Origin of the sequence: Clostridium psychrophilum, assembly GCF_018861705.1 — a bacterium.
Taxonomy (GTDB): domain Bacteria; phylum Bacillota; class Clostridia; order Clostridiales; family Clostridiaceae; genus Clostridium_AD; species Clostridium_AD psychrophilum.
Genome location: NZ_JAHLEC010000026.1, coordinates 1 through 25,022, shown reverse-complemented (window position 1 = coordinate 25,022; position 25,022 = coordinate 1). Strand labels below are relative to the sequence as shown.

Here is a 25,022-nt window from a genome sequence, read left to right as displayed (position 1 = left end):
TATATTGAGGTTACTTATAGTTTTATTGTATCTTAATTTCTAACAAATCATTGCCATTTAAGGGATAATCTTTTCCATACACTAATAAGTTCACTGGTACATAATTTTCATTTTGTATTTGAATGATGTTTTTAGTGAATTTAATATTTAGAAGTGCATCTCTAAACATTATTTTAAATGAGCATGAGCACCAATGTTCTGGAATGAATGGGTTTAAAATCAGTTTATTATCAATAACACGAAGCCCACCAAAGCCATGTACTACTGCCATCCAAGTTCCAGCCATGCTAGTTGTGTGACAGCCATCTTTTGTATCATTATTATAATTATCAAGATCAAGTCTAGATGCCCTTAAATACATATCATAAGCTTTAGCATGATTTCCAATTTTAGCAGCTAGTATTGTATGAATACAAGGGGACAAGGAAGATTCATGCACCGTCCTAGGTTCATAAAAATCAAAATTTCTTTTAATTGTAGCCACATCATATTCATTTTCAAATAAATAGATACCTTGAAGCACATCAGCTTGTTTTATAAAGCATGAGCGCAATATTCTATCCCATGACCAGTTTTGATTTATTGGTATATCTTTTTTATCTAGGTCTTTAACTAATATTTGCTCTTTATCCATGTAGTCATCTTGTTGAAGGAAAATTCCAAGGTCTTTATTTTGTGGATAGTACATGTTTTTAATAATTTTTTTCCAATTAGTTATCTCACTATCTTTAAAATTAAGTTTTACTACAAGTTCACTTAATCTTTTAGACTCAGTTTTACTTAGATAATCTATAACTTTAATTGTATACTGCATTGTCCAGCAGGCAATTTTATTAGTATACCAGTTATTATTAACATTGTTTTCATATTCATTAGGTCCAGTGACACCAAGAATTACATATTTATTTTTACTAGCAGAAAAAGTGATTCTTTGAGCCCAAAATCTAGATATAGCTATAAGTACCTCAAAACTGAATTCACCAAGGCAAGACTTGTCTCCAGTATAATTTACGTAATTATATATGGCATAAGCTATAGCACCATTTCTATGAATTTCCTCAAAGGTTATTTCCCACTCATTATGGCATTCTTCACCATTCATTGTTACCATGGGATATAGTGCGGCTCCATTTGTAAAACCTAATTTTTCAGCATTTTCTATGGCTTTATCTAATTGATTATATCTATATAACAAAAGATTTTTAGAAACCCTTTTCTTCGAAGTGCTTAAATAAAATGGGATGCAATAAGCTTCGGTATCCCAGTAGGTGCCACCACCATATTTTTCACCAGTAAAACCTTTTGGACCTATGTTTAGTCTAGAATCGTCGCCCGTATAGGTTTGATTTAATTGGAATATATTAAATCGAATCCCTTGCTGAGCAGAAACATCACCTTCAATAACTATATCGCTCTCTTTCCATTTTTCATGCCAAGCCTCGGATTGTTCTTTTAGAAGCATTTCAAACCCATCTTTTTTAGCTTTGAGTGCAAGTTCTCTAGTTATTTTAATTAATTCTGATATTTCGTAATATCTTGATGAAGTATTTGCAACATATTTATAAATTACAATTTCATCATTTTTATCGCAATTGACTGAAATCGAATTTGCAACATATTTCTCACTTTGATTAAGCGTTACAAGTGGTTTAATTATCTCACCATTTTTAGTTAGTTCGAAGGTCATGTTTGTACAAATGTGGAAATCTAATTTTTTAGTCTTTAACATCACATATGCATCATAGGGTTTAACGCCTTTTGAAATTTCATCCCAAAACGTCTCATCATAGTTAGAATCAGAATTCATAACGTTTCCATCAAGGTAAGGTGAAATTTCTAATTTACCTTTAAAATTTAATGGTTTAATTGAATATTTTATAACGCCTATTTCACCCCGAACCATGCTTATAAATCTTTTGGTTTGCACTTCAACTTCATTTCCATTCATAAGTACAGCCTTAAAGTTTCTTTGTAAATAACCTTCTTTCATATTCAAAACTCGTTCAAATTCTTGCACATTACACTTAGCAAGATCCAAAGGGAGACCATCAATTTTAATGCTTATACCAATCCAATTTGTTGAGTTTAAAACTTTAGCAAAATATTCTGGATATCCGTTTTTCCACCAACCAACTCTTGTTTTATCAGGATAGTAAACTCCTGCTATATAATTTCCCATAAGAGATTTACCACTGTAATCTTCCTCAAAATTGGCTCTTTGTCCCATATTTCCATTACCTAAGCTAAAAATGCTCTCAGATATTTCATTTTTATCAGCATTAAATCCATTCTCAATAATATTCCACTCATCTAATTTATAATAGTGTTTCATTAAAATCCTCCTTATTAGTCTCTGGGGCATTTACAATTATTAATTGTTTAGCTTTTCAGTTTCTCACTTTATAGTTCTAAGTTATCAAAAATTATATTAGAAAAGCCTGGAAGTACTAAGTTGGCTTTTTTTAGTATATCTTTAGAACCTATTCCTATGGCAAGCATTCCTCCATTAATGGCAGCATCGATGCCAGCCTGGGCATCTTCAAAGACAATACACTGACAAGGTAATACATTAAGTTCCAAAGCACCTTTTAGAAAAACTTCAGGATCGGGTTTTGCTTTAGAAACTTTTGTGCCATCAATTATTGCATCAAAATAATCCTTTAATTTTAATTTAGTAAGAATAAGCATAGAATTCTTACTAGCTGAACCTAAGGCGATTTTTATGCCATTTGCTTTGATGCTTTTTAAAAAAACTATAACCCCAGGTAAAATATCAGCGGGAGTTAATTTAGATATGTATTCAACATACCAGGCATTCTTTTTTTGCGCAAGTTCATTTTTAGTATCGTCATCTAATGTTATATTACCTATTTCGAGTATGATATCTAGTGACTTCATTCGGCTTACACCTTTTAGTCTCTCATTGTCTTCTATAGTAAAATCAATGTTTAATTCTTTTGCTAGTCTCTTCCATGCCAAATAATGATATTTAGCAGTGTTAACCAATACACCATCTAAATCAAATATAATTGCTTTAATGTTATCCATAGAACTCTCCTTTAATATTAATTTAATACTTATATTAATATAATAATATAAAATTATTCATTTGTGAATGCGTTTGCACAAAATAAATTTATTTATTTTTTATACATGTAAGCATTGTTGTAATATATATAAATCAATATATTGCGTAATTAGGTTAAAATGGGACGTTAGGGGTAAAAGTAGCCTTGATTAATATTAAAATTAATAATATAATAAGCATAGAATATTTTTACAAATTGGGAAGTGAAGTTTTCATGTCAGTAACTATAAAAGATGTAGCGAAGATAGCAAATGTATCACCCTCCACAGTTTCAAGAGTACTTGCAGATAATCCTAGAATTAGTGATGAAACAAAACAAAGGGTTTACATAGCAATGAAGGAAATGGATTATCATCCTAATGCAATAGCTAGGAGTTTAGTTAGTAAAACAACAAAGACTATAGGACTTATTTTACCTAACACGGATGAAGATTTGTTTGTTAATCCTTTCTTTATTCAAATTATGAGGGGTATAAGTCATTATGCTCAAAAAAAAGGATATTTTATCATGTATACTTACAGCAATAATGAAGATCAAGAAGTAGAGTATATAGCAAGCTTAATAAATAGTAGAAGAGTTGATGGAATTATTTTACCAGTAGTAAGGAAAAATGATAAATGCGTTGCTTATTTGAAAGAAGCAGATTATCCATTTGTAGTAATAGGTAAACCAGAAAATACAGAAGGGGTTTTATGGGTAGATAATGATAATTTCCATGCAATGTATAGTGTTGTAAATTATCTTATACAGAAGGGTGAGAGAAAAATTGCATTTATAGGAGGTCCACCTACGCTTAATGTAACTATAAATAGACTAGAAGGTTACATGAAAGCTATGGAGAACATTGGTGAAAAGATAGATGAAAATATGATACAAGCAGCAGAGTTTACAGAAAACAGTGGTTATGATGCTATGAAAAGAATTTTAAGTAAAGCGATTCCTACAGCTGTTGTAACTACTGATGATTTAATTGCTTTTGGTGCATCTAAAGCTGTAAGTGAGCTGTCAGATCAGCATATTTCAATTATCGGGTTTAATAATACACCACTTGCTGCCTTTCGAAATCCGACACTATCTTCGGTAGATATTAATTCTGAAGAATTAGGTTATTTTGCAGTGAAACTATTAATAAACAAGTTAGAAAATGAGAAGGAATATATAAATAATTATATTGTCAAAACAAAATTAGTCGAAAGAGAATCAACTAAGTAACTCCAGTTTCCAGGTACTTTAAATATATTTATATAATAAAAAGAAAATAAACCTTGCTATTTCAAGTATAATTGTTATAAAATGGGTTTATTATTTTTTTAATATTTTATGAATTCGTTTGCACAATATAATAATAAAAAGATGGAGGTTGTTTATGGCTAAAAATACAAACGTTTCTTTAAGAAACAAGGTAATTTATTCTGTATTTGTGAGAAATCATGGAATTAATGGGACTTTTAAAGATGTTGAAGAGGATTTGGAAAGAATAAAGTACCTAGGGACAGATATTATATGGCTTTTGCCGATTCACCCTATTGGAACAAAAAATAAAAAAGGTGAACTTGGATGCCCTTATGCAATAAAAAATTATAGAGAAGTAAATCCTGAGTATGGCACTTTAGAGGATTTTAAAAGGTTAATTAACAAGATACATTCCTTAGGTATGTTGTGCATAATAGATGTAGTTTACAATCATACCTCACCAGATTCCTTTCTAACAGAAAATCATAAAGAGTTTTTTTACAGAAAAGCGGATGGAAATCTTGGAAATAAGGTTGGAGATTGGTCGGACGTAGTTGACCTTGATTATAATAACAAGAAATTATGGAATTATCAAATTGAAACCTTGAAGTATTGGGTAAATATGGGGGTAGATGGGTTTAGATGTGATGTGGCATCACTTGTACCACTAGAATTTTGGCTAAGTGCAAGAGAGGAAGTAGCAAAAATTAATGGAAATACCTTGTGGTTATCTGAGAGTGTAGATCCAAACTTTATTTTAAGTATGAGAAAAAATGGTTTTACATGCTTATCTGATAGTGAGATATATCAGGCTTTTGACATTGCTTATGATTACGATGTAAATAAAGAATATTTAGGATATTTTAGTGGACAGAATTCATTAAAGCAATATATAGATAAAGTATCAATTCAAGAATCAATATATCCAGATAACTATGTTAAGCTAAGGTTTTTAGAAAACCATGATCAGATTAGAGCTAAGAACCTTATTCATGATGAAGATATTTTAAAAATTTGGACAGGCTTTTTATATTTTCAAAAGGGCTGTACACTTTTATATGCAGGGCAGGAAGCGCAAGCGGTTAGCACGCCAAGTCTTTTTGATTTAGATAAAATAAATTGGAATGGAATAAAAGAAGACTTTGTAGAGTTATTAAAAACTTTTGGATCAATTAAGAAGAAAGAAATTATGGCTAAGGGTTTTTATGAGATTCATACTGCAGAGGATAAAGATGTTATTGTAGCATCCTATTCAATGAAAAATAAAAAAATTATTGGGATATTTAATGTGGGTAAGCAGCAAGGAGACATTAGTATAAATGTTGCTGAAGGCGAATATATTAATATTATAGATGGTACAGTGGTTAACGTTATACAAGGTAAATTAATGCTTGAAAATAAGGTTGTAATTTTTGAAATTTAGTTTGACATATAAGAAAATTAATAGTAAAATAAATTTAGGCAAACGGTTGCATAACGATTACAAACGTTTTCAACTTTAAGTATAAAAAACTACTTAGTTAAGAAGTATGAAACAAGTTTTGAATTTTTTTCTCAAATTTAAGGGGGGCAAAAAAATGAAAACAATTAAAACAATTATGACTATTGCAATGATTTCAACATTGGTAGTAGGGACAATGGCGGGGTGTGGTACCAAGTCGGCTAGTAAATCATCCACTGCAGTAGATTCAAGTAAACCAGTGAATATAGCTTTTTGGGATCAAGATGATGCAAATGCACAGAAAGTACTCGATTCACTAATTAAAGATTTTCATACTGCAAATCCTACTATAACAGTTAAAAGAACACATTATGAAACTGAAGATTTAAGAAAGAATTTTTCAACTGCATCACTAGGTACAACAGGACCTGATATCGTATTATCACCAAATGATAATCTTGGAGTATTTGTTCCAGGCAGTTTAGTACAACCTATTGATAATATTGTTGGAGCAGATTTTATGAAAACATTGGATCCAAAATCATTAGAAGGTGGTAAGTTTACAGGAAAACAATATATGATTCCAGATAGAAACGGTAATGAAGTTTTAGTTTCTTACAATAAAAAATTAGTTCCAACGCCACCTAAAACTTTTGAAGAATTAGAGGCAATGGGATTACAACTTAAAAAAGACGGCAAAGTTGATTATGGTTTAGTATTTAATGAAGTTGAACCATTTTTCTCAATTGGTTTCTTAGGAGCTTATGGTGGTAAAGTATTTGATAATGTTAATGCGACTTCACCTAAACCAACACTAAATACACCAGCAGTTACTCAGTGGATGACTTTCATGAAAAAAATACACAGTGAAGGTTTAATTCCTAAAGAAGCTGATGCAACAGTTGCTGACAACTTGTTTAAAGGTGGAAAAGCTGCATTTATAATCAATGGACCATGGGGTTTTGCAGATTATAAGAAAGCTGGAATTGATCTAGGTATAATGGCAATACCTACAATAAAAGGTAAATCTCCATTGCCTATGACAGCTGTTAAAGGATATACAGTGTCTGCAGGAGTTAAAGATGCAAATAAAGTAGCTGCAGTTAAAAAATTCCTTATGTTTGTAAACTCAAAAGATGCACAGTTAAAGATGGTTGATGCACATCAACAATACCCAACTAACATTGAGGCTATGAAAGATGCGAAGATTACAGGAAATCCATTAATAGCAGGGCAAAAGGATCAATTATCTAAATCAGTACCAATGCCAGTAGCTACACAAATGAGAGCTATTTGGGATGCTATGAAACCAGTTCAACAAGATGTATTATCTGGAAAAACAAAACCAGAGGATGCAGGAGCAATCATGCAGAAGAAAGCTGAGGAAGGAATAAAAGCTTTAGGATTATAGAATGCATTTGTAAAAGGGGAGAAATCCCCTTTTATTTTAAGAAAGGAGAGTTGACATGAAGGCGATTGTGAGAAAAACAAAAAAGAAACGAGTAAGTAGTAATTTAGGAATAGGAAGAGGTAAATTGACACCTTTCTTGTTTTTAGCACCCGCTACTATAGTCTTAATAGTTGTTGTAGCTTATCCACTTATATACGAAATAATAATTTCATTTAAAAATGTAACTTTATTAAATTTAAAAAGTCAGGTTTATCCTTGGATTGGACTTGATAATTACAAAAATATACTTGCTGATAGTTTATTTTATTCAACTTTAATAAGAACAATATTATGGACTGCCATTAATGTATTTTTTCATGTCTCAATAGGATTATTTCTTGCAGTAATTTTAAATAGAAAATTGCCAGGTAAAGCATTTATAAGAGTTTTGTTAATTTTACCTTGGGCTGTGCCACAGTATGTTGCTGCGTTGACTTGGAAAGGCATGTTTAATGTTGAATATGGTTCTGTGAATGTTATTTTAACACATATTTTTGGTAACGCGGCAGCCATTCCGTGGTTATCTATACCAAGTTGGACTTTTGTAGGTTGTATTATAACTAATATATGGCTTGGAATTCCTTTTATGATGATGATATCACTTGGTGGACTTTCAAGTATCCCAGATGAGTTATATGAAGCGGCAGATTTGGATGGGGCAACGAACTTTCAAAAATTCAAAGGCATAACGCTACCACTATTAAAACCAATCCTAACTCCTGCTATAGTACTTGGAACAGTGTGGACGTTTAATATGGTTAATGTAATTTACATAATTACAAGTGGTTCAGCTTCAGATGAATCGCAAATTCTTATAACTATGGTATTTAAGAGAGCGTTCCAATATTTCAGGTATGGTCAATCAGCAGCGCTTTCGGTAGTTATATTCTTAATTTTACTAGCATTTAGTACTGTATTTATTAGAGCACAAAAATCAGATGATTAGAGGTGAAATGCATGAAAAGTAGAAGATTTAATAGAACAGATTCTCCTAGAAAAATAATATTGATATATGCATTTTTAATAGTTGCATGCGTATGCGCAGTTTATCCAATATTAAATATATTAACAATATCTTTAAGACCATCAAATGCATTGTTTACCAAATCTTTAAATATAATTCCCAAAAATGCAACATTTGATAATTTTAAACAAGCTTTTATACAATATGATATGCTAAATTGGCTTTGGCATAGTTTAATTGTATCAGGTTGTGCTTGTGTTTTTAGTGTAATACTTTCAGTTACTGCTGGATATGCATTCTCTAGGTTTGAATTTAGAGGTAAAAAAATGGGCTTGACTCTGATTTTAGTTACTCAAATGTTCCCATTAGCTATGACTTTGTTACCTCTATATTTAATGATAATTAAGTTGAATATGACAAATAGTTATTTTGCATTGGCAGTAATTTATGTATCTACATCAATTCCTTTTAACATTTGGATGATGAAAGGATTCTATGATACCATTCCTAAGTCGCTCGAGGAGAGTGCCTATGTAGATGGGGCTTCAGTGTTTAGATCTTTCTATCAGATAATATTACCACTTGCAAGACCAGCAGTTGCATTAACAGCATTATTCTCTTTCATGGGAGCTTGGTCTGAATATATAGTGGCTAGTGTAATAATAAATGATGCTGGAAAGTTAACTCTGCCAGTTGGACTTGTAAGTATGCAAGGACAATTTTCAACTGCATGGGGTATATATTCTGCGGGGGCTTTAATTACAGCAGTTCCTGTAATGATACTATTTATCTGTTTATCTAAATATCTTGTTGGTGGGCTTACAGTAGGTAGTGTTAAGGGATAAAATCTAACGTAGTATTACAAAGTTGATGTTTAAAATATCAAAATATAAAAGCTAAAAGTAGGGCATTGGATTAATGCTGAAACTTTTGGCTTTTTGGTTTAAGTTTAGAAAAGAGCTTTATATAAGAAATTAATAAAACATAGAGCATTGCGAATTTTTAGAATAATTAGTTGATAATTAATTGTATGCTTTGCAGGATAGATAATTATTTTGTGAAAAGGTAGAAATATATTAAAATAATTAGTATAATTCTTATTGTAAGCATATTAATTATTAAAATTTGGAATGAAAGGAATATATATGATTGAACCTATACTCTTAGCAATTATTTATTCGAAAATAAAAGGGTACAAAGTAACACCACTTTTTAAGAATTGGGCTATATATCCTTTATTAACATTTGTAATAATGTATATGATTTTAGAGGTTATGATATTTAATGGTAATTATACATTTATAAAATATGCTAGTACATTTCATTATTTTTATCTTTTAACATTTCTCATTTTGATTATTAAATATAAACTTAATATTAGTGCAATTATAGGATCAATATTTATTTTTATTGGAACTATTTTAAATAAAATTGCAATATCGGCTAATAATGGAAAAATGCCTGTATTTCCAACATTATCATATTTAACGGGTTATGCAAAACCAGATTCATTTATAAGAGTTAATGATATACATATTTTGGGCAGTGAAGTTACTAAGCTGAAGTTTTTAACAGACATAATTGATGTAGGGTATAGCGTTATGAGTATTGGAGATATATGTATAAGAGTTTTTGCTTTTATCATTGTGTTTAATACCATAAAAGTCATTAATAAAACAAAAATATTGAAAGATGAAACACGCACGAATAGCATCTAATATTTAATCGAATTATATTAAGAATTATATCCTATTTTGTAATATTATGATATAATTATTAATATATATAGAAGTATTCACCAAGTTGTAAAGGAGAAGCAAAATATGCTGAAATTGACATTATTAGTTATTTTTTTAAGAGGTCTTCCGGAGGAATTTTTAATCATTTTTGCAGTATATGCTTTTTCAAAGACTGTTATTAATATAAAAAGGTATGTAATATCAAGTTTAATTTTTGTTATTGCAGTTTATTTAATAAGGTTATTACCAATTCAGTATGGGGTTCATATTATTCTTAATATAATAGTGATTATTGTATTAACTGTTAATATAAATAAAATTAATATAATTAAAGCCATACAAGCGAGTATCATGGCATTAACTGTGGAATTCATCTGTGAAGGAATTAATATGTTTATAATTCAGCATATATTTAAAGTGAATATTGTAAAACTTTTAAGTAAACCTTTATTAAAAGTATTATATGGTATTCCATCATTGTTGATTTTTGCAACTATAGTATTTACATATTATTTTTATTTGTCTAGAAGAAAAAAGCTAAAAGAGGTAATAGATGGAGAGAATATCTAATAACATTGCTAATAAAGTAGCTTCAGAATTAAATTTAGATGACGATAATAAAGAAGTAATTGCTTATGGAACTTTTGCATTAATGCAGATGATTATTTCTATAATTTTTGTATTTTTATTTGGATTGTTATTTCATGTTGTTTTTGAAGCTTTAATAATTTCATTTACAGCCAGTATTCTTAGAAAATATTCTGGCGGGGTTCATACAAGTTCACCATGGATTTGTAATTTTATAGGCATTGTTGTAAGTGTAGGACAAGCAATATTAGTATCATTTTTAACAAACTCAGGGGTTAATTTAAAATTAGTTGTAATACTTGGGGTTGTAATTTTTATATGGTCTTATTATATAATTTATAAATTAGCCCCAGTAGACAGCATTGCAAAGCCTATAGTTAAAGCAGAAAAAAAGAGACGGATGAAAAAAGGATCTATAATACTTTTAGGTGTATATTTTATTATAACAGTAGTTCTTATCCTGCTGTATATAAGTAATGGTGAAAAAAAGCTTTTTTTATATGTTTTATGTTTATATGCAGGCATATTATGGCAAACATTTACGCTTACGATTTCAGGACACTTATTAATAGGTAAAGTAGATCTCTTTTTAAATCATATAATTAAGAAAAGGGGGTAAAGTAATATGAAAAATTTAAAAAAACACTTATTCACTTTAATTGCAGTAGTAACCACTATTGCTGCAACTTCGGCAGCTTCTTCAGCATGCTGGTGGTGCGCTTATCAGCCTGAAGAACCAAAATGTCTAAGGGAAAAATAATAAAAAGATAAGGTCAGTTTTACTGACCTTATTATTTTATTATAATGAATTTGATGAGGTAGTGATAATATGGGTAATTTAGAAAATGAAAAACAAAAAAAAATTCAGGAAATAGTGTCAATAGTAAAATTAGCATCATTATTATTCTCAGGAATAGTGTTCCTAAGATATATATTCAATGGCAGTGACATAGCAAAAATCACACCTAATAATAGTTACAGTTTTATTTCATTTTTCGTAGTAATATTATTATTATTTTCAATTTACTTTATATGGTCAATATCAACTGTTACAAAAATAGATATAAAATATATTAATATTGTTTCATTGTTGGAAAATCTTTTGTTTGTTTTGTTTTTTATTATTGTTATACTTTATTCAGGGAAAAACACAAGTGACTACAAATTTTTATTTTTATTCATTATAATAGCAACAACTATACAACAAGGTATGAAACAAGGTATGATAATAGCATGTATTTCTTCAACCTTTATATTAGTATTGGATCTGCTTATGGGTCCAGCTAATTCACCGGTTAATCTGTATTTTGAAAATGATTTAATTTTATCCGGAGTTTTCATTCTTACTGCATGGCCATTGGGGTTTTATGTGAAAATTGAAAATGAACATATAACAAAACTTGAGAATCTTGCAAATGAAGATGGACTCACAGGGCTTTATAATCATAGGTTTTTTTATGATGCATTTGATGGAATAATGAAAATAAGTGAACAAGAGAATAATTTAGTTTCGATGATATTATTAGATATAGATTATTTTAAAGTTTATAATGATGTTAATGGACATCAAATGGGTGATGAAGTTCTTAGCACTATAGGTTCTATATTAAAAAATAGTTTTAGAAAAAATGATATAGTAGCAAGATATGGTGGAGAAGAATTTGCAATAATCCTTCCAAATACTTCTGAGGCAGATGCCATGAAGCTCGCAGAAAGATTAAGAAGTAAGATAGAAAAAACTTATTTTAAAGGTGAAGAAAACCAGCCAAATGGTAAGCTGACTGTTTCGATAGGAATCTCAATTTATCCATATAAAGCTAAAAATGCTATCGAACTTTTTAAAAGTGCGGATGATGCACTTTATAGGGCTAAGTTCTTTGATAAAAATAGAGTAGAAAGTTATACTTCTATATTAGATGAGTTAAAAGTTGATACAGAAGATGAACGTATAGATATTATTACATCAATAAAAACGTTGATAAGTGTTATAAATGCTAAAGATAAATATACATATGGGCATGTTGAAAGGGTAGTTATTTATAGTAGATTATTAGCAGATAAACTTGAGTTAAATGATAAAAACAAGAAAAATTTAATATATGGTGCTTATATGCATGACATTGGAAAGATAAATATTCCAAAGGAAATATTAAATAAAAATATGCCATTAACTCAAGATGAGTGGGAAATAATGAAACAACATTCAATAAATGGAGCAGAGATTATAAAACATGTTGAATCGCTTCAGGAAATTATTCCGTTAATATTACATCATCATGAAAGATATGATGGCACGGGATACCCTGATAGTTTAAAAGGAGAAAATATACCTTATCTTGTGAGAATGTTAACCGTAGTGGATTGCTTTGATGCCATGACTTCTAGCAGACCTTACAATACAAGAAAAACATATAAAGAGGCTATTGCGGAGCTTAGAAAATGCAGGGGCACGCAGTTTGATAAAGACATTGTTGATGCATTTGTGCAAGTTATTATAGAAAGCAAAAACGGGTTTGGTGAGAGATAGCACTAAAAAATGTAGCTAGAGAACATAATCTTTTAAAATTATAATTAAGAAGGAGTTTTATTTAATGAGCGAAATGCTTAAGAAAATCGAGTATAATAATGGTAAATTTCCAGAAGCACAATTAAAGGAAATAATAAAACATAAAGAGGAGTTCATACCTGAATTACTTGATGTATTAAGAAACGCAAAAGAAAATTATAATGACGTTTTAAAAAATTATAATTATTTTGCACATATATATGCAACATTTTTGTTAGCACAGTTCAAAGAAAAGAAAAGTTTTAAATTAATTATAGATTTAGTTAGTTTGCAAAAGGAGATACCAGACGACATTTTTGGTGAGTATCTTACACAGGATTTACATAAAATTTTAGCTTCAGTTTGTGGTGGAGATGTAGAACCAATAAAAAAATTAGTGGAAGATAACGATGTTAATGAATATGTTAGATGTGCTGCTATTAAATCCTTTATTGTACTTTTAGGCGAAGGTGTTAAATCCCAAAGTGAAATAATAGAATATTATAAAAGCTTATTTGAAGGAAAACTTGAACGAGAGTTTTCACAAGTCTGGAATGAATTAATATATGATTCTTGTGAAGTGGGTCCTAGTGAATTATATGAGTATATAAAAAAAGCATATGTGGATAATTTAGTAGATGAGGAGTGTATATCTCTAGAAGAGGTTGATGGAGCTATTAAAATCCATGATAAAGAGAAATTCTCCAAATTAAAAAATGAGGGGTATGCATTTTTTAAAGATACTATAGAAGAATTAGGTTGTTGGGAATGTTTCGCAAGAAATAATGATCTACCTAAGTCTCAATATATGGTAGGAATTAATAAGATGAACAAGCACAAAAATAAAAATAAAAAAAAGAAAGTAAAAGATAGTAAAAAGGGTCAAAGAAAAAGGTAGCAGTAATAATATTTATTACGAGTTTAATTTTAGTGAATTTGCAAAAAAAATGTTATAATATATAGTAATTGTGTTATAAAAAGGAGCATTTCATGAAAAAAGCTAAAACAAGTCTGATTGTATTTGTAATTATAATTATGGTACCTATGCTGCTTGTGGGTTGTAAACCCGAAATGAATTCAGATCAATCGGCTAAGGTTTGGTTTAACTATATAGTTAAGGGAGACATGACTAATTTATCAAAAATTGGTGTAACGAAAGAAAAAGCAAATAAACTTAGACAAACACAAAAGGTTACGTACAAAAATGCATTGAAAACAGGTTTTGAATCGGGAAATTTAAAAATTGAAGATAAGCAAACAGAACAAATGTATCAAGCATATATAGGTGGATTAGATAAAGTATCAGTTACTACACAAATTGTTTCTCAAACTTCTAAATATTCACAAGTTAAGTTGAAATCAACATATATTATGAATACCAAAGCTGATTCTCAAAAAACAATAGCAGAAGCAACTAAGCAGGTTAAAACCTTAAAGTTAACAAATGAAAAAGAATATAGTACTAAAGTTCTCAAAATTTTTATTAATGCTTTAATAAAAGAATATAAGAACGCGAAGGTATCTAATGTTGTAAAAGAAAAAACATATAAATTTATAATTACAGATAAAAGGTGGACGCCACAGGATCCTATTGAATTTGCTAACGACGTTGTTAAAACATCTTTAGGTCAATAGATTAAATCATCTCCTGGGTTGCGCTAAGATTAACGACTTTCCTCCTGAAATGTCGTTAAAATATTAAATCTTTATAATATATAAAAAAAGATAACTGACAAATCCCAGTTATCTTTTTTTGTGTTAATAAAATCCCAATTATCTCATAGTATTACAATAATAAAAAAGCTAATAATAACATTATAATTTGAGAAATGAGGAGGAGTATATATGATATATAATAACAATAGTAATAAAGAACGAGATGAAATGCAAAAAGCTAATGCAATGGATGCACTAAATAATATAGCAAATAGTCATAGTATAAAAGATCTACTTCTTGAAAAAAAATCTAATGATTTGTCATCAGAAAATGCGAGTAATGTGACAAGCAAGCGAGATAACACAGATGATAATAGTGATGGAAGTTATAAAATAGAAAATTTTTTATAAAACGTATTTAATATAGGCATATTCCATGGAATATGCCTATATTGTTTGACAAGATTTCTATATTTTCTATATTTAATATGAGCATTACATTTAATTAACATAAAGAGTAAAGAATATAACCTTTTAGAGGAATTTTGTTCATTTAATAGAATATTATAAGGTGACAATAAAATTAGGGAGTGAAATTATGAATGATACAAAAAAACTAGGTTTATGGACTTTAGTAATGCTAATTTTTGTTCCAACCTTTGGATTTGGAAATATTGCTTCAAATGCGGTGACGCTTGGACCTGCAGCAATTCCATCATGGCTTATTGTTTCATTATTATTCTTTTTACCGTTATCAGTTATGATAGCAGAACTTGCATCTGCTAACAAAGATAAAGAGGGGGGACTATATACTTGGATAAAATGCTCAATTGGACCCAAATGGGCATTCATAGGCACTTGGTCATATTTTGTTGCAAATCTATTTTATTTACAAATGGTTTTTTCGAGAATACCAGTTATGATATCTTGGACTCTTTTTGGTGAAAACAGATTTAACGATACTAATGCATATTTGCTACCATGGATAGGAGTTGGACTAGCAATAGCATTAACATACATAGCAACAACTGGAGTTAAAAGATTCTCAAAAATTAGTGACATAGGTGGAAAGCTAACTTTAACTGTTACAGTTATTTTTATAGTATTTGCAGTTGTTGGAGTATTAGTTGGAAAGCAACCATCAGCTACAAGTTTCACACCATCAACAGTTATTCCGAAATTTGATGCTAATTATTTTTCAACTTTCTCATGGTTAATTCTTGCTGTTGCGGGTGCAGAGGTAGCAGGAACATATATTAAGGATGTCGAAAACCCTAAAAAAATTTTTCCAAGGGCAGTTATTATAGCAACGGCATTTGTAGCTGGAGCATATATACTGGGATCCCTTGCAATATGTTTAGTAGCGTCACCCGCTTTAATAACTAAAGCAGGCGTTAAGGATGCAGGTTATGTTGTTTATAAGATATTAGCAGAAAATTGGGGATTAAATGGCAAAATATCTGTTCAAATATATGCATTTATTTTAACTATTTCATCTATAGCAGCATTTGTAGTATGGCTTGAATCCCCAATTAGAGCTATGTTCTCAGAGGTTCCTATTGGAACATTCCCTAAATTTTTAACTAAGAAACGTAAAGATGGAACATTGGTTAATGCACTTTGGGTTCAATGTATCATATTATTAGTATTAATAATAGTACCACTCGCTGGACTTAACAACATAGATAATTTTTTTAACTTATTAACGACTTTATCAGCGTTGTCTCTTGCAATACCATATATTGTTCTTGCGGCTGCATATTTAATATATAGACTTAAAGGTAATGTACCTCCGTTTGTAATGCTAAAATCAAAAGTAGCTGTTATCGTGGCATCAACGGTTGTATTTATATTAGGCGTACTAGCATTTTTTGGAGCTGGATACGGAAATATTGCAGGATCCAAGAATTTTTCAGAAGCAATTATTCCAATTCTAAAAAACTATGGTGGACCAGTAGGATTTATAATTTTTGGATTTTTGATAACTTATTTAACAAAAATTTTGTCTAAAAACAATATTAAGGATAGTTAGTCAATATAATAAGTAATTTTTATTATTTATAGGAAATATATAATGAGCTGTAGTGTATTATAATTGTATTGTATGCAAATAAAGAAAGCTGATTAAATGAGTAGGGGGGGGTAATAATTTGATTAAACTTATATTAATAAGACATGGCGAGAGTGTTTGGAACAAGGAAAATAGATTTACAGGTTGGACAGATGTAGATTTATCAGAAAATGGTCTAATCGAGGCAAGAAAAGCAGGCCAAATACTTAAGAAAAATGGTTATGTTTTTGATATAGCGTATACTTCTGTATTAAAAAGGGCAATTAGAACACTTTGGATTGTTTTGCATGAGATGGATTTAATGTGGATTCCCGTATATAAGTCATGGAGGCTTAATGAAAGGCATTATGGAGCGCTACAAGGTTTAGATAAGGCTGAAACTGCAAAAAAATATGGAGATGAACAAGTCCATAAATGGAGAAGATATGTTGATGTAAGACCACCAGAACTTTTGAAAACTGATGATAGATATCCTGGTATGGAGTTAAAATATAAAGAATTAAGACAAGAAGAACTTCCTACAACAGAAAGTTTAGAGGATACTGTGAAGAGAGTTATGGCTGAATGGTATCAGGAAATAGTACCTCAAATTAAAGCAGGTAAAAAAATTATAATTTCTGCACATGGAAACACTATAAGAGCATTAGTAAAACATCTCGATAAAATATCAAGTGACAATATTGTAAGTTTGAATATACCTACAGGAATTCCACTTGTATACGAATTAGATGATAAACTGGAGCCTATTAGGCACTATTATTTAGGGATTGATGGAGAACTACCAGAAGAAAAAATATCTAAGAATATTTAAATTATATTAAATCATCTCCTGGGTCGCTGCAACAGCTTTGAAGAAGATGCAAACAGCTCTGAAAGAGATGAATCATCTCCTCTATGGAGCTGCGACAACATTTGGAAGCAGATTTAGACTGCCACTAAAGTAATTTTCCTAGGCTAGACAACTGCAACTTATAGAAGATGGCAGACTTGAAGCTTCCAAAATGTTGTTAAAACAAATTTAATCATGATGGTTTATAAATTCTTACAGAAAACACTAGAAAATGTAATATTTCTTGTGTTTTCTATTAGGTTATAAATGTTAATATAAGTATGCATGGTAACGTAAATGTATAGGATTGTTGGTTTTAAATTATTTTTAAGGGTTGCTTTATTTACACCATAAGTTAATACTATAATTAGTATAAAGAAATAAGGGGGAGGTATACTTTTATGGCAATTAAGAATATATTGTTTGATTTGGATGGAACTTTGCTGGACACAAATGAATTAATTATACAATCATTTCAATATACTTATAAGAAGTATTTGAATAAACAGGTGAGCAGAGAGGAAATTATTAAAAGTTTTGGAGAAATTTTAAAGGTTACAATAAACAGAAAATTTAGCGAAAATAGTGAAAAAGCAATTAAAACTTATAGGAGATTTCAAATTGATAACTTCGATAAGTTAATTAGAATTCATGATGGAGTAAAAGAAGGAGTAAAAGAACTGTACAGCCAAGGCTATAAACTTGGAATAGTTACTTCTCGTTTAAATAATTCGGCAATTAGGGGATTAAAACATTTTGGATTAATTGATTATTTTGAGAGTATTATAACTGCAGATGATACAGAAATACATAAGCCAGATCCTACACCAGCTTTTATGGCGTTAAGGGAATTAGGAGGAAAACCGGAGGAAACTATTTTTGTGGGAGATACACAATTTGACGTTTTATGTGCAAAAAATGCAGGGATAGAATCTGTAGTTGTTGGATGGAGTGCACTTCCTAGAGATGTTATACTTAAGTATGAGTCAGATCATGTTATAGAGAGTATGGAAGAACTGGTATCATTAGTTAAATAATTAGTTAAATAATTAGTTAAAAAAATTAATGTTAGAAAGGTAATGGTGATTAATATGAACTATGAAAAATTGAAAGAAGATTTGTTAGATAAGGTAGGTATATTAGGAAGCAATTCACTAGTTGCGATTGTTGATAAAGCAAGCGAAAGTGAACTTCTTAGATTGGCTAAGGAACAAAACTTGGATATTTCAGTTTATTAAATTATTAGTGAGCATTATTAAAGTTAGGATAACATTTAAGGGTAAAATATACCCCAAAATGTTATCCTAAAAAATTCACCTTTTTTTATCCAGGCGTAGTATGCTTATAAATAATATAAGATCTATTACAAAATTGAGATAGTAACTATATCTATTTTGTAATATTATATAATTTAGCTAATTTATCAAACGCTGGTAGTGAGTTTTGTATTCTCTTATAATCAAGGCAGTAAGACAATCTTGCGTGTCCTGGGCATCCAAATGCTGATCCTGCTACTAGTAATAAGTTGAACTGTTTAGCATCTTCGCAGAACTTCTTATCATCTGCTATTGGTGTTCTCATAAACAAATAAAATGCTCCTTGTGGTTTTATGCATTTAAAGCCTATTTTTGTAATATGGTTATATAAAAGATTTCTGTTCCTTTCATATATGCTCACGTCAACTTCAACTTCTAGGCAGTTTGCAATAACCCTTTGAAAAAGTGAGGGTGCATTTACAAAGCCTAAGATTCTGTTGGCTACATTTAGTGAGGTCATTATATCATCAAAGCAATCTATATCTGTATTTGCAACTACATATCCGATTCGTTCCCCAGGAAGTGATAAGGATTTGCTATATGAATATCCAATAAAAGAGTTTTTATAGTATTTTAAAATATATGGAACATAAACATTATCATAAACTATTTCTCTATATGGTTCATCAGATATTAAATATATGCTTGTACCTAATTCTTCTTCTTTTTCTTGTAGAATTTTTGATAAATCCTGTATTACCTTTTCGCAGTATACAATACCTGTTGGATTGTTTGGAGAATTTATAATAATTGCTTTTGTTTTAATATTTATTTTATCTTTTAATAACTTCATATCAGGCTCAAAGGTATCAACATTTGTAGGAATGACTATAAGCTTGCCATCAAAATTATTTACATAGTTTCTGTATTCACCAAAAAATGGTGCAAAAACAATAACTTCGTCTTCTGGGTTAAGCAACGTTTTAAGCAAAATATTTAAACCACCAGCAGCGCCACAGGTCATAACTATGTTATTAAACGAAATATTTATATTATGTTTTTTGTTTAAAAAGTCAGCTATTTTAGATCTGACATCTTCATACCCGGAATTATTCATATAACCATGTACAAGTTTAGGAGCTGTTTCGTTTAATATTTTATTAACTTCAATTTTAATGTTTTCAGGTGGTGCAACATTGGGATTCCCTAAACTATAATCAAAAACATTTTCTTCACCGTAAATATCAGATAATCGCTTACCTTCTTCAAACATAGCCCTTATTGCAGAACTATTAGCCACTAAATCTTTCATTTTATTAGATATCATTTTTAATCTCCTTTATATTTTTTATATAGTAAATCTTAAAATCCAAAAGGTTTGCCCTAAAGCAATAATACTCATAATAATTACCATTTTAAAATAAACTAAAAAACATCCTAAGTCACCTCATAAAACTGAGATAGAAATATAAGCCTTATGAGGTACTTAAATGTAAGATATTAAGTAAAATACGCTAATCTAATTATATCTTTTAAGCGTCTTTGATTCCAAAGCAATTCTAGATTTATTTCTCGATGCTCACCATAGGTAGAAACTGAAATAAAACATTTATTAGACTGAGAGTTCAAATTTAAACCGGTGATTGTCATCCAGTGCCAAGTATATTCTTTAAACTCTTTATTTTGATGTTTAAGAATTAATATAGCAACTGGAAGTCTTTGAGATAAAGCCTCTAATATAAAGTCTATAGCTTGTTGAATACTATCGGCTTTTTCATCTAGAATATGAGAAGTTAAAGATACACCTCTATTTTTTGCAAAAGACAAAACACCATCAGAAAATTTATTAACAGAGGTAAGTCCAAAAATACCTGGTTTCACATATTTCCTGATTTCAACCATATGCAAAGTAAAATCTTTTTTATTAACAATACCCTTGTAGGGGTATAAATCATTATATTTATCTGTAAATGTTTGAGATAAATATGCAGTTATATTAGCGGCAACAACAGGTCCACAACCACTAAGCTGATTAAACTTTTTCGGGAACCAATATTGATTACCACCATAATATGAAACTTCTGAGTCATAAATATTAAATTGAATATCCTCAAGGAGAGTACAGTTAGGTTTTATGATACTTCCCATTGTTATTACCTCCTTTATATTATTTTAAAATATTTTATTGATATTTTATTGATATTTAAATACATAAATTTAGTTACACTTATTATCTAATATACTATATTTTTGGGAAGGTGTAAACAAGTTAAGTATGCTATTAAAATAAGATAATGTCTATGCATTTATTATATGCATTGCAATTAGTTACTGTTTTGCTTAAGTAAAAAGTAATTTTTACAATTTTAAATAAAAGTAATACAATAATTATAATTTAATGTTGATTATTAAGTGAATATAAAATGTATCTAAATAAGTTTTAAATAATAGGTTAAAATGTAATAGAAAGTATGTCGTTAAGTAAAGTTTATACTATAAGTATTAGTGACTTTAGAAATATTTGAATTTGTATAAAATATATTGAACTATTTTTAACAACATTTTGGAAGCTTCAAGTCTGTTTTCAAATGTTGTTGCAGCGACCCAGGAGATGATTTAATTAGAAAAGCATGAGGAGGAAAAATATGAATAGATTTGAGGTTCAACGCAAAGAAATAGAACATATTTATGGTAAGGTAAGTCCATTTGAACTTAAAAACAAGTTAATAAGTCTTGCATCTGAATCAAAAGAAAAAAGTACCCGTTCATTATTAGATGCAGGAAGGGGTAATCCTAATTGGACAGCTGTAACTCCTCGTGAAGCTTTCTTCACGTTTGGACTTTTCTCAACATTAGAAACACGTAGAGTCTGGAATAATAACGATCTTGCTGGGATGCCTCAAAAATTAGGAATTGCAAAGCGTTTTGAGAAATTTATTGCTGAAAATTCTAATTATCCAGGAGCTTTGCTTCTTAAAAATATTATTGAATATGGAATAGTAACAAAAGGATTTAATCCAGATGACTGGGTACACGAACTTGCTGATGGTATTATAGGCGATAACTATCCGCAACCAGATAGAATGCTTACACATGTTGAAAAAGTTGTGCATGACTATCTTATTCAAGAATTATGCTATAATGACACACCAAAAGGAAAATTTAACATATTTGCTGTAGAAGGGGCCACTGCAGGTATGTGTTATATATTCGATAGTTTGATTGCTAATAACATATTATCAATTGGGGATAAAGTTGCACTTATGGCACCAATATTTACGCCTTATCTTGAAATTCCACATTTACCTAGATACAAATTTGATGTAGTGGAGCTTTTAGCAGATGAAAAGACTTCAGATGGTACACATACCTGGCAATATCCTGATTCTCAAATTGAGAAACTCAAAGATCCGTCTATAAAAGCATTATTTATTGTTAATCCTAGTAATCCTCCATCTGTAGCTATGAGACCTAAAACAATAAAACTTATAAAAAGTATAGTTAAAACAGATAATCCAAACTTAATGATTATTTCAGACGATGTTTACGGTACTTTCGTTGATAATTTCAGATCGTTAGTTGCTGATTTACCATATAATTCTATAGGAGTATATTCTTTTTCTAAGTATTTTGGTGTAACAGGATGGCGACTGGGGACTATTGCATTGCATGAAAATAATGTATTTGATAAATTATTAAGAGAACTCCCTAAAGATAAAAAAGAAAGAGCAAGGAGACGCTATTCTATATTGTCCACTAACCCTGAAGAAATTTTATTTATTGATAGAATTGTTGCAGATAGTAGGCAAGTAGCACTAAATCATACTGCAGGGCTATCAACTCCTGCGCAAATTCAAATGGCATTTTTTTCAGTGTTTGCACTTCTTGATAAAGAAAATAGATATAAGCAACTTACAAAAGATATTTGTCACCGTCGTCAAAGACTATTATTTGATGGTTTGGGTTTAGAACTACGAAAAGATCCTTACGATGCTGCTTATTATACAGAATTTGATTTGTTGGAATGGGCATGTAGTTATTATGGTGATGAATTTGCCAAGTATTTAAAGGAAAACTATAAGCCAGTTGATATACTTTTCCGTTTAGCACAAGAGTCGTCCATAGTTTTATTAAGTGGTGGTGGATTTGATGGGCCAGAATGGTCAATTAGAATATCATTGGCAAACCTCGATGATGTGCACTACTCTGAAATTGGGAGGGTACTACATAAAATACTTGAGGAATATGTGACATCTTGGAAAAATATAGATGATAGTATACATATTTAAGTGATATATATATGTAAGAGAATAATTTGTTAGTTAGAATAAAAGAAAGGAAGCGAGTATTTAGTGGATTTGTGTATATGTAATGCATTCTCTCGCTAAAAATGAAATATGAAAATAAAAGAAATAAAGGGGAACACATTCTGCATTGATACTGGGATGACATACATACCCTTTTATAAAGTTAATAATAAGGAAATTATTATGTTAGATTCAGGATGGGCACAGGGAGAAAGGAAAGGAATAAATGAACTACTTGAAAAAAATAATTTTAAGGTAGTTGCGATAATATGTACTCATGCTCATATAGATCATATAGGTAATAATGCATATTTAAAAGAAAAATATAACTGCATTATTGCAATGCCAGATTATGAGGCTCTCATTTGTAGCTCTGTAATTAATCTTAAGCTTTATTACAGTAGCCAAACTTTAACTGATGTTAAAAAGCATTTTGGAAGCATGATCTGCAAAACAGATATTATGATTTCTAATACTCAAAATAGTATATCTATCCAAGGTATTAAATTTAGAATATTTCATACACCAGGACATAGTCCTGCTCATATATGTATTAGTACCCCAGATGATGTTGTATATTTAGGGGATACACTCATAAGCTATGAGGTGATGAGTGGTGCTAAAATGCCATATGCATACATATTAAGTGAAGATTTGCTAAGTAAATTAAAGCTGTACGATTTCAAATTTAGCAAATATGTAGTGGCACACAAAGGTATCTATAATGATATTACACAACTTATAACTGATAATATAGATTTTTATAAGAACAGAGCATCAAGAATATATGATGTTATAGATGGGTATATGACAATGGATGAAATAATGAATGTTGTAACTAAAACTTTTAATATTAATGTGAAAAATATATACAAATATTTATTAATTGAAAGAATGTCAATGTCATATATTGAATATTTAAATGAAATAGGAGCTATAGTTTTATCAGTGGATAGGGGATTTCTTAAGTACTCAAAAGATATAAAAGAAATTTTGCAAGTACAAAAATAGGCATAGGGGATATCCCTGTGCCTACTTGAGTTTTACAGAACTGATTAAATTCTTTATAACATCTATAATTGGATTTATTAATTGTAAAAGAAAGCTAAGTATATCTGTTAAAAGAGGTATTGTTACACCTATTTGTTGAAGGACATATACTAAAAGAAATATACCAAGTGTAATACTTAATATCCTTCCAATTATTTTGAATACAGAAATACCAAGATAAGCAAGCAATATGGCTAATACAAACATAATAATGGTATTCATATTAATATTAGAAAAATCAACGTTCATAAACACACCTCCATTATTCATAAAATTATAACTTAAACTACATTTTTTAGCAAAGGTAAAATATCCTAAAACTTGTACCATAAACCCAAAATACTTGGTTAAGTATGAAATAATTCGAACATTTTATTAATATTATAGAGTATACCGTAGATGAATCCGAACTAATAGCTTATAAAGTGGCATTATATGGTGATAAATATACATATAAACCGTTCATGTAATATATGGCCTTTAAACTAAGGTTTATGGGGCTATATTAGTTTATCGGTTTCGTGGTTTTACCCCTAATAGAAATTAACCAAGAATGCAACAATGATATAAGTAACTTGTTAGTAAACTTGAATTTAGGAAGATAAACAGATAGCTGCTGTTAGCAGTTTAGTTCAATAACATTTTAATGACATTTGTTTAAATCAACCTAAAAGGTTATCTTAAATTATGTATAATTTATATAATGATTTTGATAAAAATTTTTCCTTAATTGATGGGGCATTAAAAGATTGTCCTGATATTATAAGACGGCAAGTAATTTTAAATTCAGGGAAAAAAGGTTGT

The 25,022-nt window shown here is 29.6% G+C and carries 24 protein-coding genes; 19 read left to right on the top strand and 5 right to left on the bottom strand.

Annotated elements, in window-relative coordinates; translation table 11 throughout:
* Positions 1–22 precede the first annotated feature (22 nt).
* Both KPL38_RS07885 and pgmB read right to left on the bottom strand, forming a co-directional pair.
* Entirely contained in the window at positions 23–2,332 is a 2,310-nt protein-coding gene (locus KPL38_RS07885; protein WP_216288602.1) for a family 65 glycosyl hydrolase domain-containing protein, read from the bottom strand.
* A 68-nt stretch (positions 2,333–2,400) separates the two neighbouring features.
* On the bottom strand, positions 2,401–3,048 hold the full coding sequence (gene pgmB / locus KPL38_RS07880; protein ID WP_216288601.1) for a beta-phosphoglucomutase: 648 nt from the start codon (positions 3,046–3,048) through the stop codon (positions 2,401–2,403).
* A 254-nt stretch (positions 3,049–3,302) separates the two neighbouring features.
* Here pgmB and KPL38_RS07875 point away from each other — a divergent pair, with 254 nt between their 5' ends.
* From KPL38_RS07875 to KPL38_RS07795, 17 genes are all read left to right on the top strand, one after another.
* On the top strand, positions 3,303–4,301 hold the full coding sequence (locus KPL38_RS07875) for a LacI family DNA-binding transcriptional regulator (RefSeq protein WP_216288623.1): 999 nt from the start codon (positions 3,303–3,305) through the stop codon (positions 4,299–4,301).
* A 154-nt stretch (positions 4,302–4,455) separates the two neighbouring features.
* On the top strand, positions 4,456–5,745 hold the full coding sequence (locus tag KPL38_RS07870) for an alpha-amylase family glycosyl hydrolase (RefSeq protein WP_216288600.1): 1,290 nt from the start codon (positions 4,456–4,458) through the stop codon (positions 5,743–5,745).
* A 154-nt stretch (positions 5,746–5,899) separates the two neighbouring features.
* Entirely contained in the window at positions 5,900–7,174 is a 1,275-nt protein-coding gene (locus KPL38_RS07865; RefSeq protein WP_216288599.1) for a sugar ABC transporter substrate-binding protein, read from the top strand.
* Positions 7,175–7,229: 55 nt separating this feature from the next.
* Positions 7,230–8,159 carry a carbohydrate ABC transporter permease gene (locus KPL38_RS07860; protein ID WP_216288598.1) on the top strand — a complete coding sequence of 310 codons (930 nt, stop codon included), beginning with the start codon at positions 7,230–7,232 and terminating at the stop codon, positions 8,157–8,159.
* 11 nt (positions 8,160–8,170) lie between these two features.
* The gene (locus KPL38_RS07855) at positions 8,171–9,022 is read left to right on the top strand and encodes a sugar ABC transporter permease (protein WP_216288597.1); all 852 of its coding nucleotides are present in this window, start codon (positions 8,171–8,173) and stop codon (positions 9,020–9,022) included.
* A gap of 300 nt (positions 9,023–9,322) precedes the next feature.
* Complete coding sequence (locus tag KPL38_RS07850; protein WP_216288622.1) at positions 9,323–9,895, top strand: DUF5317 family protein; 573 nt, start codon at positions 9,323–9,325, stop codon at positions 9,893–9,895.
* A gap of 105 nt (positions 9,896–10,000) precedes the next feature.
* Positions 10,001–10,486 (top strand): hypothetical protein, encoded by a 486-nt coding sequence (locus tag KPL38_RS07845; protein WP_216288596.1) that lies wholly within the window; start codon positions 10,001–10,003, stop codon positions 10,484–10,486.
* Positions 10,470–11,123 carry an accessory gene regulator ArgB-like protein gene (locus KPL38_RS07840; RefSeq protein ID WP_216288595.1) on the top strand — a complete coding sequence of 218 codons (654 nt, stop codon included), beginning with the start codon at positions 10,470–10,472 and terminating at the stop codon, positions 11,121–11,123. Before KPL38_RS07845 ends, KPL38_RS07840 begins: the two co-directional genes overlap by 17 nt.
* Positions 11,124–11,129: 6 nt before the next feature.
* Entirely contained in the window at positions 11,130–11,264 is a 135-nt protein-coding gene (locus KPL38_RS07835; protein ID WP_216288594.1) for a cyclic lactone autoinducer peptide, read from the top strand.
* 69 nt (positions 11,265–11,333) lie between these two features.
* Complete coding sequence (locus tag KPL38_RS07830) at positions 11,334–13,031, top strand: bifunctional diguanylate cyclase/phosphohydrolase (protein WP_216288593.1); 1,698 nt, start codon at positions 11,334–11,336, stop codon at positions 13,029–13,031.
* 64 nt (positions 13,032–13,095) lie between these two features.
* Positions 13,096–13,947, top strand: coding sequence for a DUF1186 domain-containing protein (locus KPL38_RS07825; RefSeq protein ID WP_216288592.1), 852 nt, complete (start codon positions 13,096–13,098; stop codon positions 13,945–13,947).
* A 92-nt stretch (positions 13,948–14,039) separates the two neighbouring features.
* Positions 14,040–14,684: a hypothetical protein gene (locus KPL38_RS07820; RefSeq protein ID WP_216288591.1), complete on the top strand. Its 645-nt coding sequence runs from the start codon at positions 14,040–14,042 to the stop codon at positions 14,682–14,684.
* Between the two features lie 210 nt (positions 14,685–14,894).
* Positions 14,895–15,116, top strand: coding sequence for a hypothetical protein (locus KPL38_RS07815; RefSeq protein ID WP_216288590.1), 222 nt, complete (start codon positions 14,895–14,897; stop codon positions 15,114–15,116).
* 187 nt (positions 15,117–15,303) lie between these two features.
* Positions 15,304–16,737, top strand: coding sequence for an amino acid permease (locus KPL38_RS07810; RefSeq protein ID WP_216288589.1), 1,434 nt, complete (start codon positions 15,304–15,306; stop codon positions 16,735–16,737).
* A 118-nt stretch (positions 16,738–16,855) separates the two neighbouring features.
* Positions 16,856–17,587, top strand: coding sequence for a 2,3-diphosphoglycerate-dependent phosphoglycerate mutase (gene gpmA, locus KPL38_RS07805; protein WP_216288588.1), 732 nt, complete (start codon positions 16,856–16,858; stop codon positions 17,585–17,587).
* Positions 17,588–18,006: 419 nt separating this feature from the next.
* The gene (gene ppaX, locus KPL38_RS07800; RefSeq protein ID WP_216288587.1) at positions 18,007–18,642 is read left to right on the top strand and encodes a pyrophosphatase PpaX; all 636 of its coding nucleotides are present in this window, start codon (positions 18,007–18,009) and stop codon (positions 18,640–18,642) included.
* 54 nt (positions 18,643–18,696) lie between these two features.
* Positions 18,697–18,843, top strand: coding sequence for a hypothetical protein (locus KPL38_RS07795; RefSeq protein WP_216288586.1), 147 nt, complete (start codon positions 18,697–18,699; stop codon positions 18,841–18,843).
* Positions 18,844–18,994: 151 nt separating this feature from the next.
* On the opposite strand, the gene KPL38_RS07790 is transcribed toward KPL38_RS07795, so the two are convergent.
* Both KPL38_RS07790 and KPL38_RS07785 read right to left on the bottom strand, forming a co-directional pair.
* Positions 18,995–20,188 (bottom strand): pyridoxal phosphate-dependent aminotransferase, encoded by a 1,194-nt coding sequence (locus KPL38_RS07790; protein WP_216288585.1) that lies wholly within the window; start codon positions 20,186–20,188, stop codon positions 18,995–18,997.
* A gap of 173 nt (positions 20,189–20,361) precedes the next feature.
* The gene (locus KPL38_RS07785; protein WP_216288584.1) at positions 20,362–21,009 is read right to left on the bottom strand and encodes a hypothetical protein; all 648 of its coding nucleotides are present in this window, start codon (positions 21,007–21,009) and stop codon (positions 20,362–20,364) included.
* A 497-nt stretch (positions 21,010–21,506) separates the two neighbouring features.
* Between KPL38_RS07785 and aspD the strand changes: the two genes are divergently transcribed.
* Together aspD and KPL38_RS07775 are read left to right on the top strand one after the other, a co-directional pair.
* Entirely contained in the window at positions 21,507–23,150 is a 1,644-nt protein-coding gene (aspD, locus tag KPL38_RS07780; protein ID WP_216288583.1) for an aspartate 4-decarboxylase, read from the top strand.
* Between the two features lie 108 nt (positions 23,151–23,258).
* Positions 23,259–24,179, top strand: coding sequence for an MBL fold metallo-hydrolase (locus tag KPL38_RS07775; RefSeq protein WP_216288582.1), 921 nt, complete (start codon positions 23,259–23,261; stop codon positions 24,177–24,179).
* A gap of 21 nt (positions 24,180–24,200) precedes the next feature.
* Here the strand turns inward: KPL38_RS07775 and KPL38_RS07770 are convergent, their stop codons facing one another.
* A complete protein-coding gene (locus KPL38_RS07770; RefSeq protein WP_216288581.1) occupies positions 24,201–24,467 on the bottom strand; it encodes a hypothetical protein in 267 nt (88 codons plus the stop codon).
* Positions 24,468–25,022 lie beyond the last annotated feature (555 nt).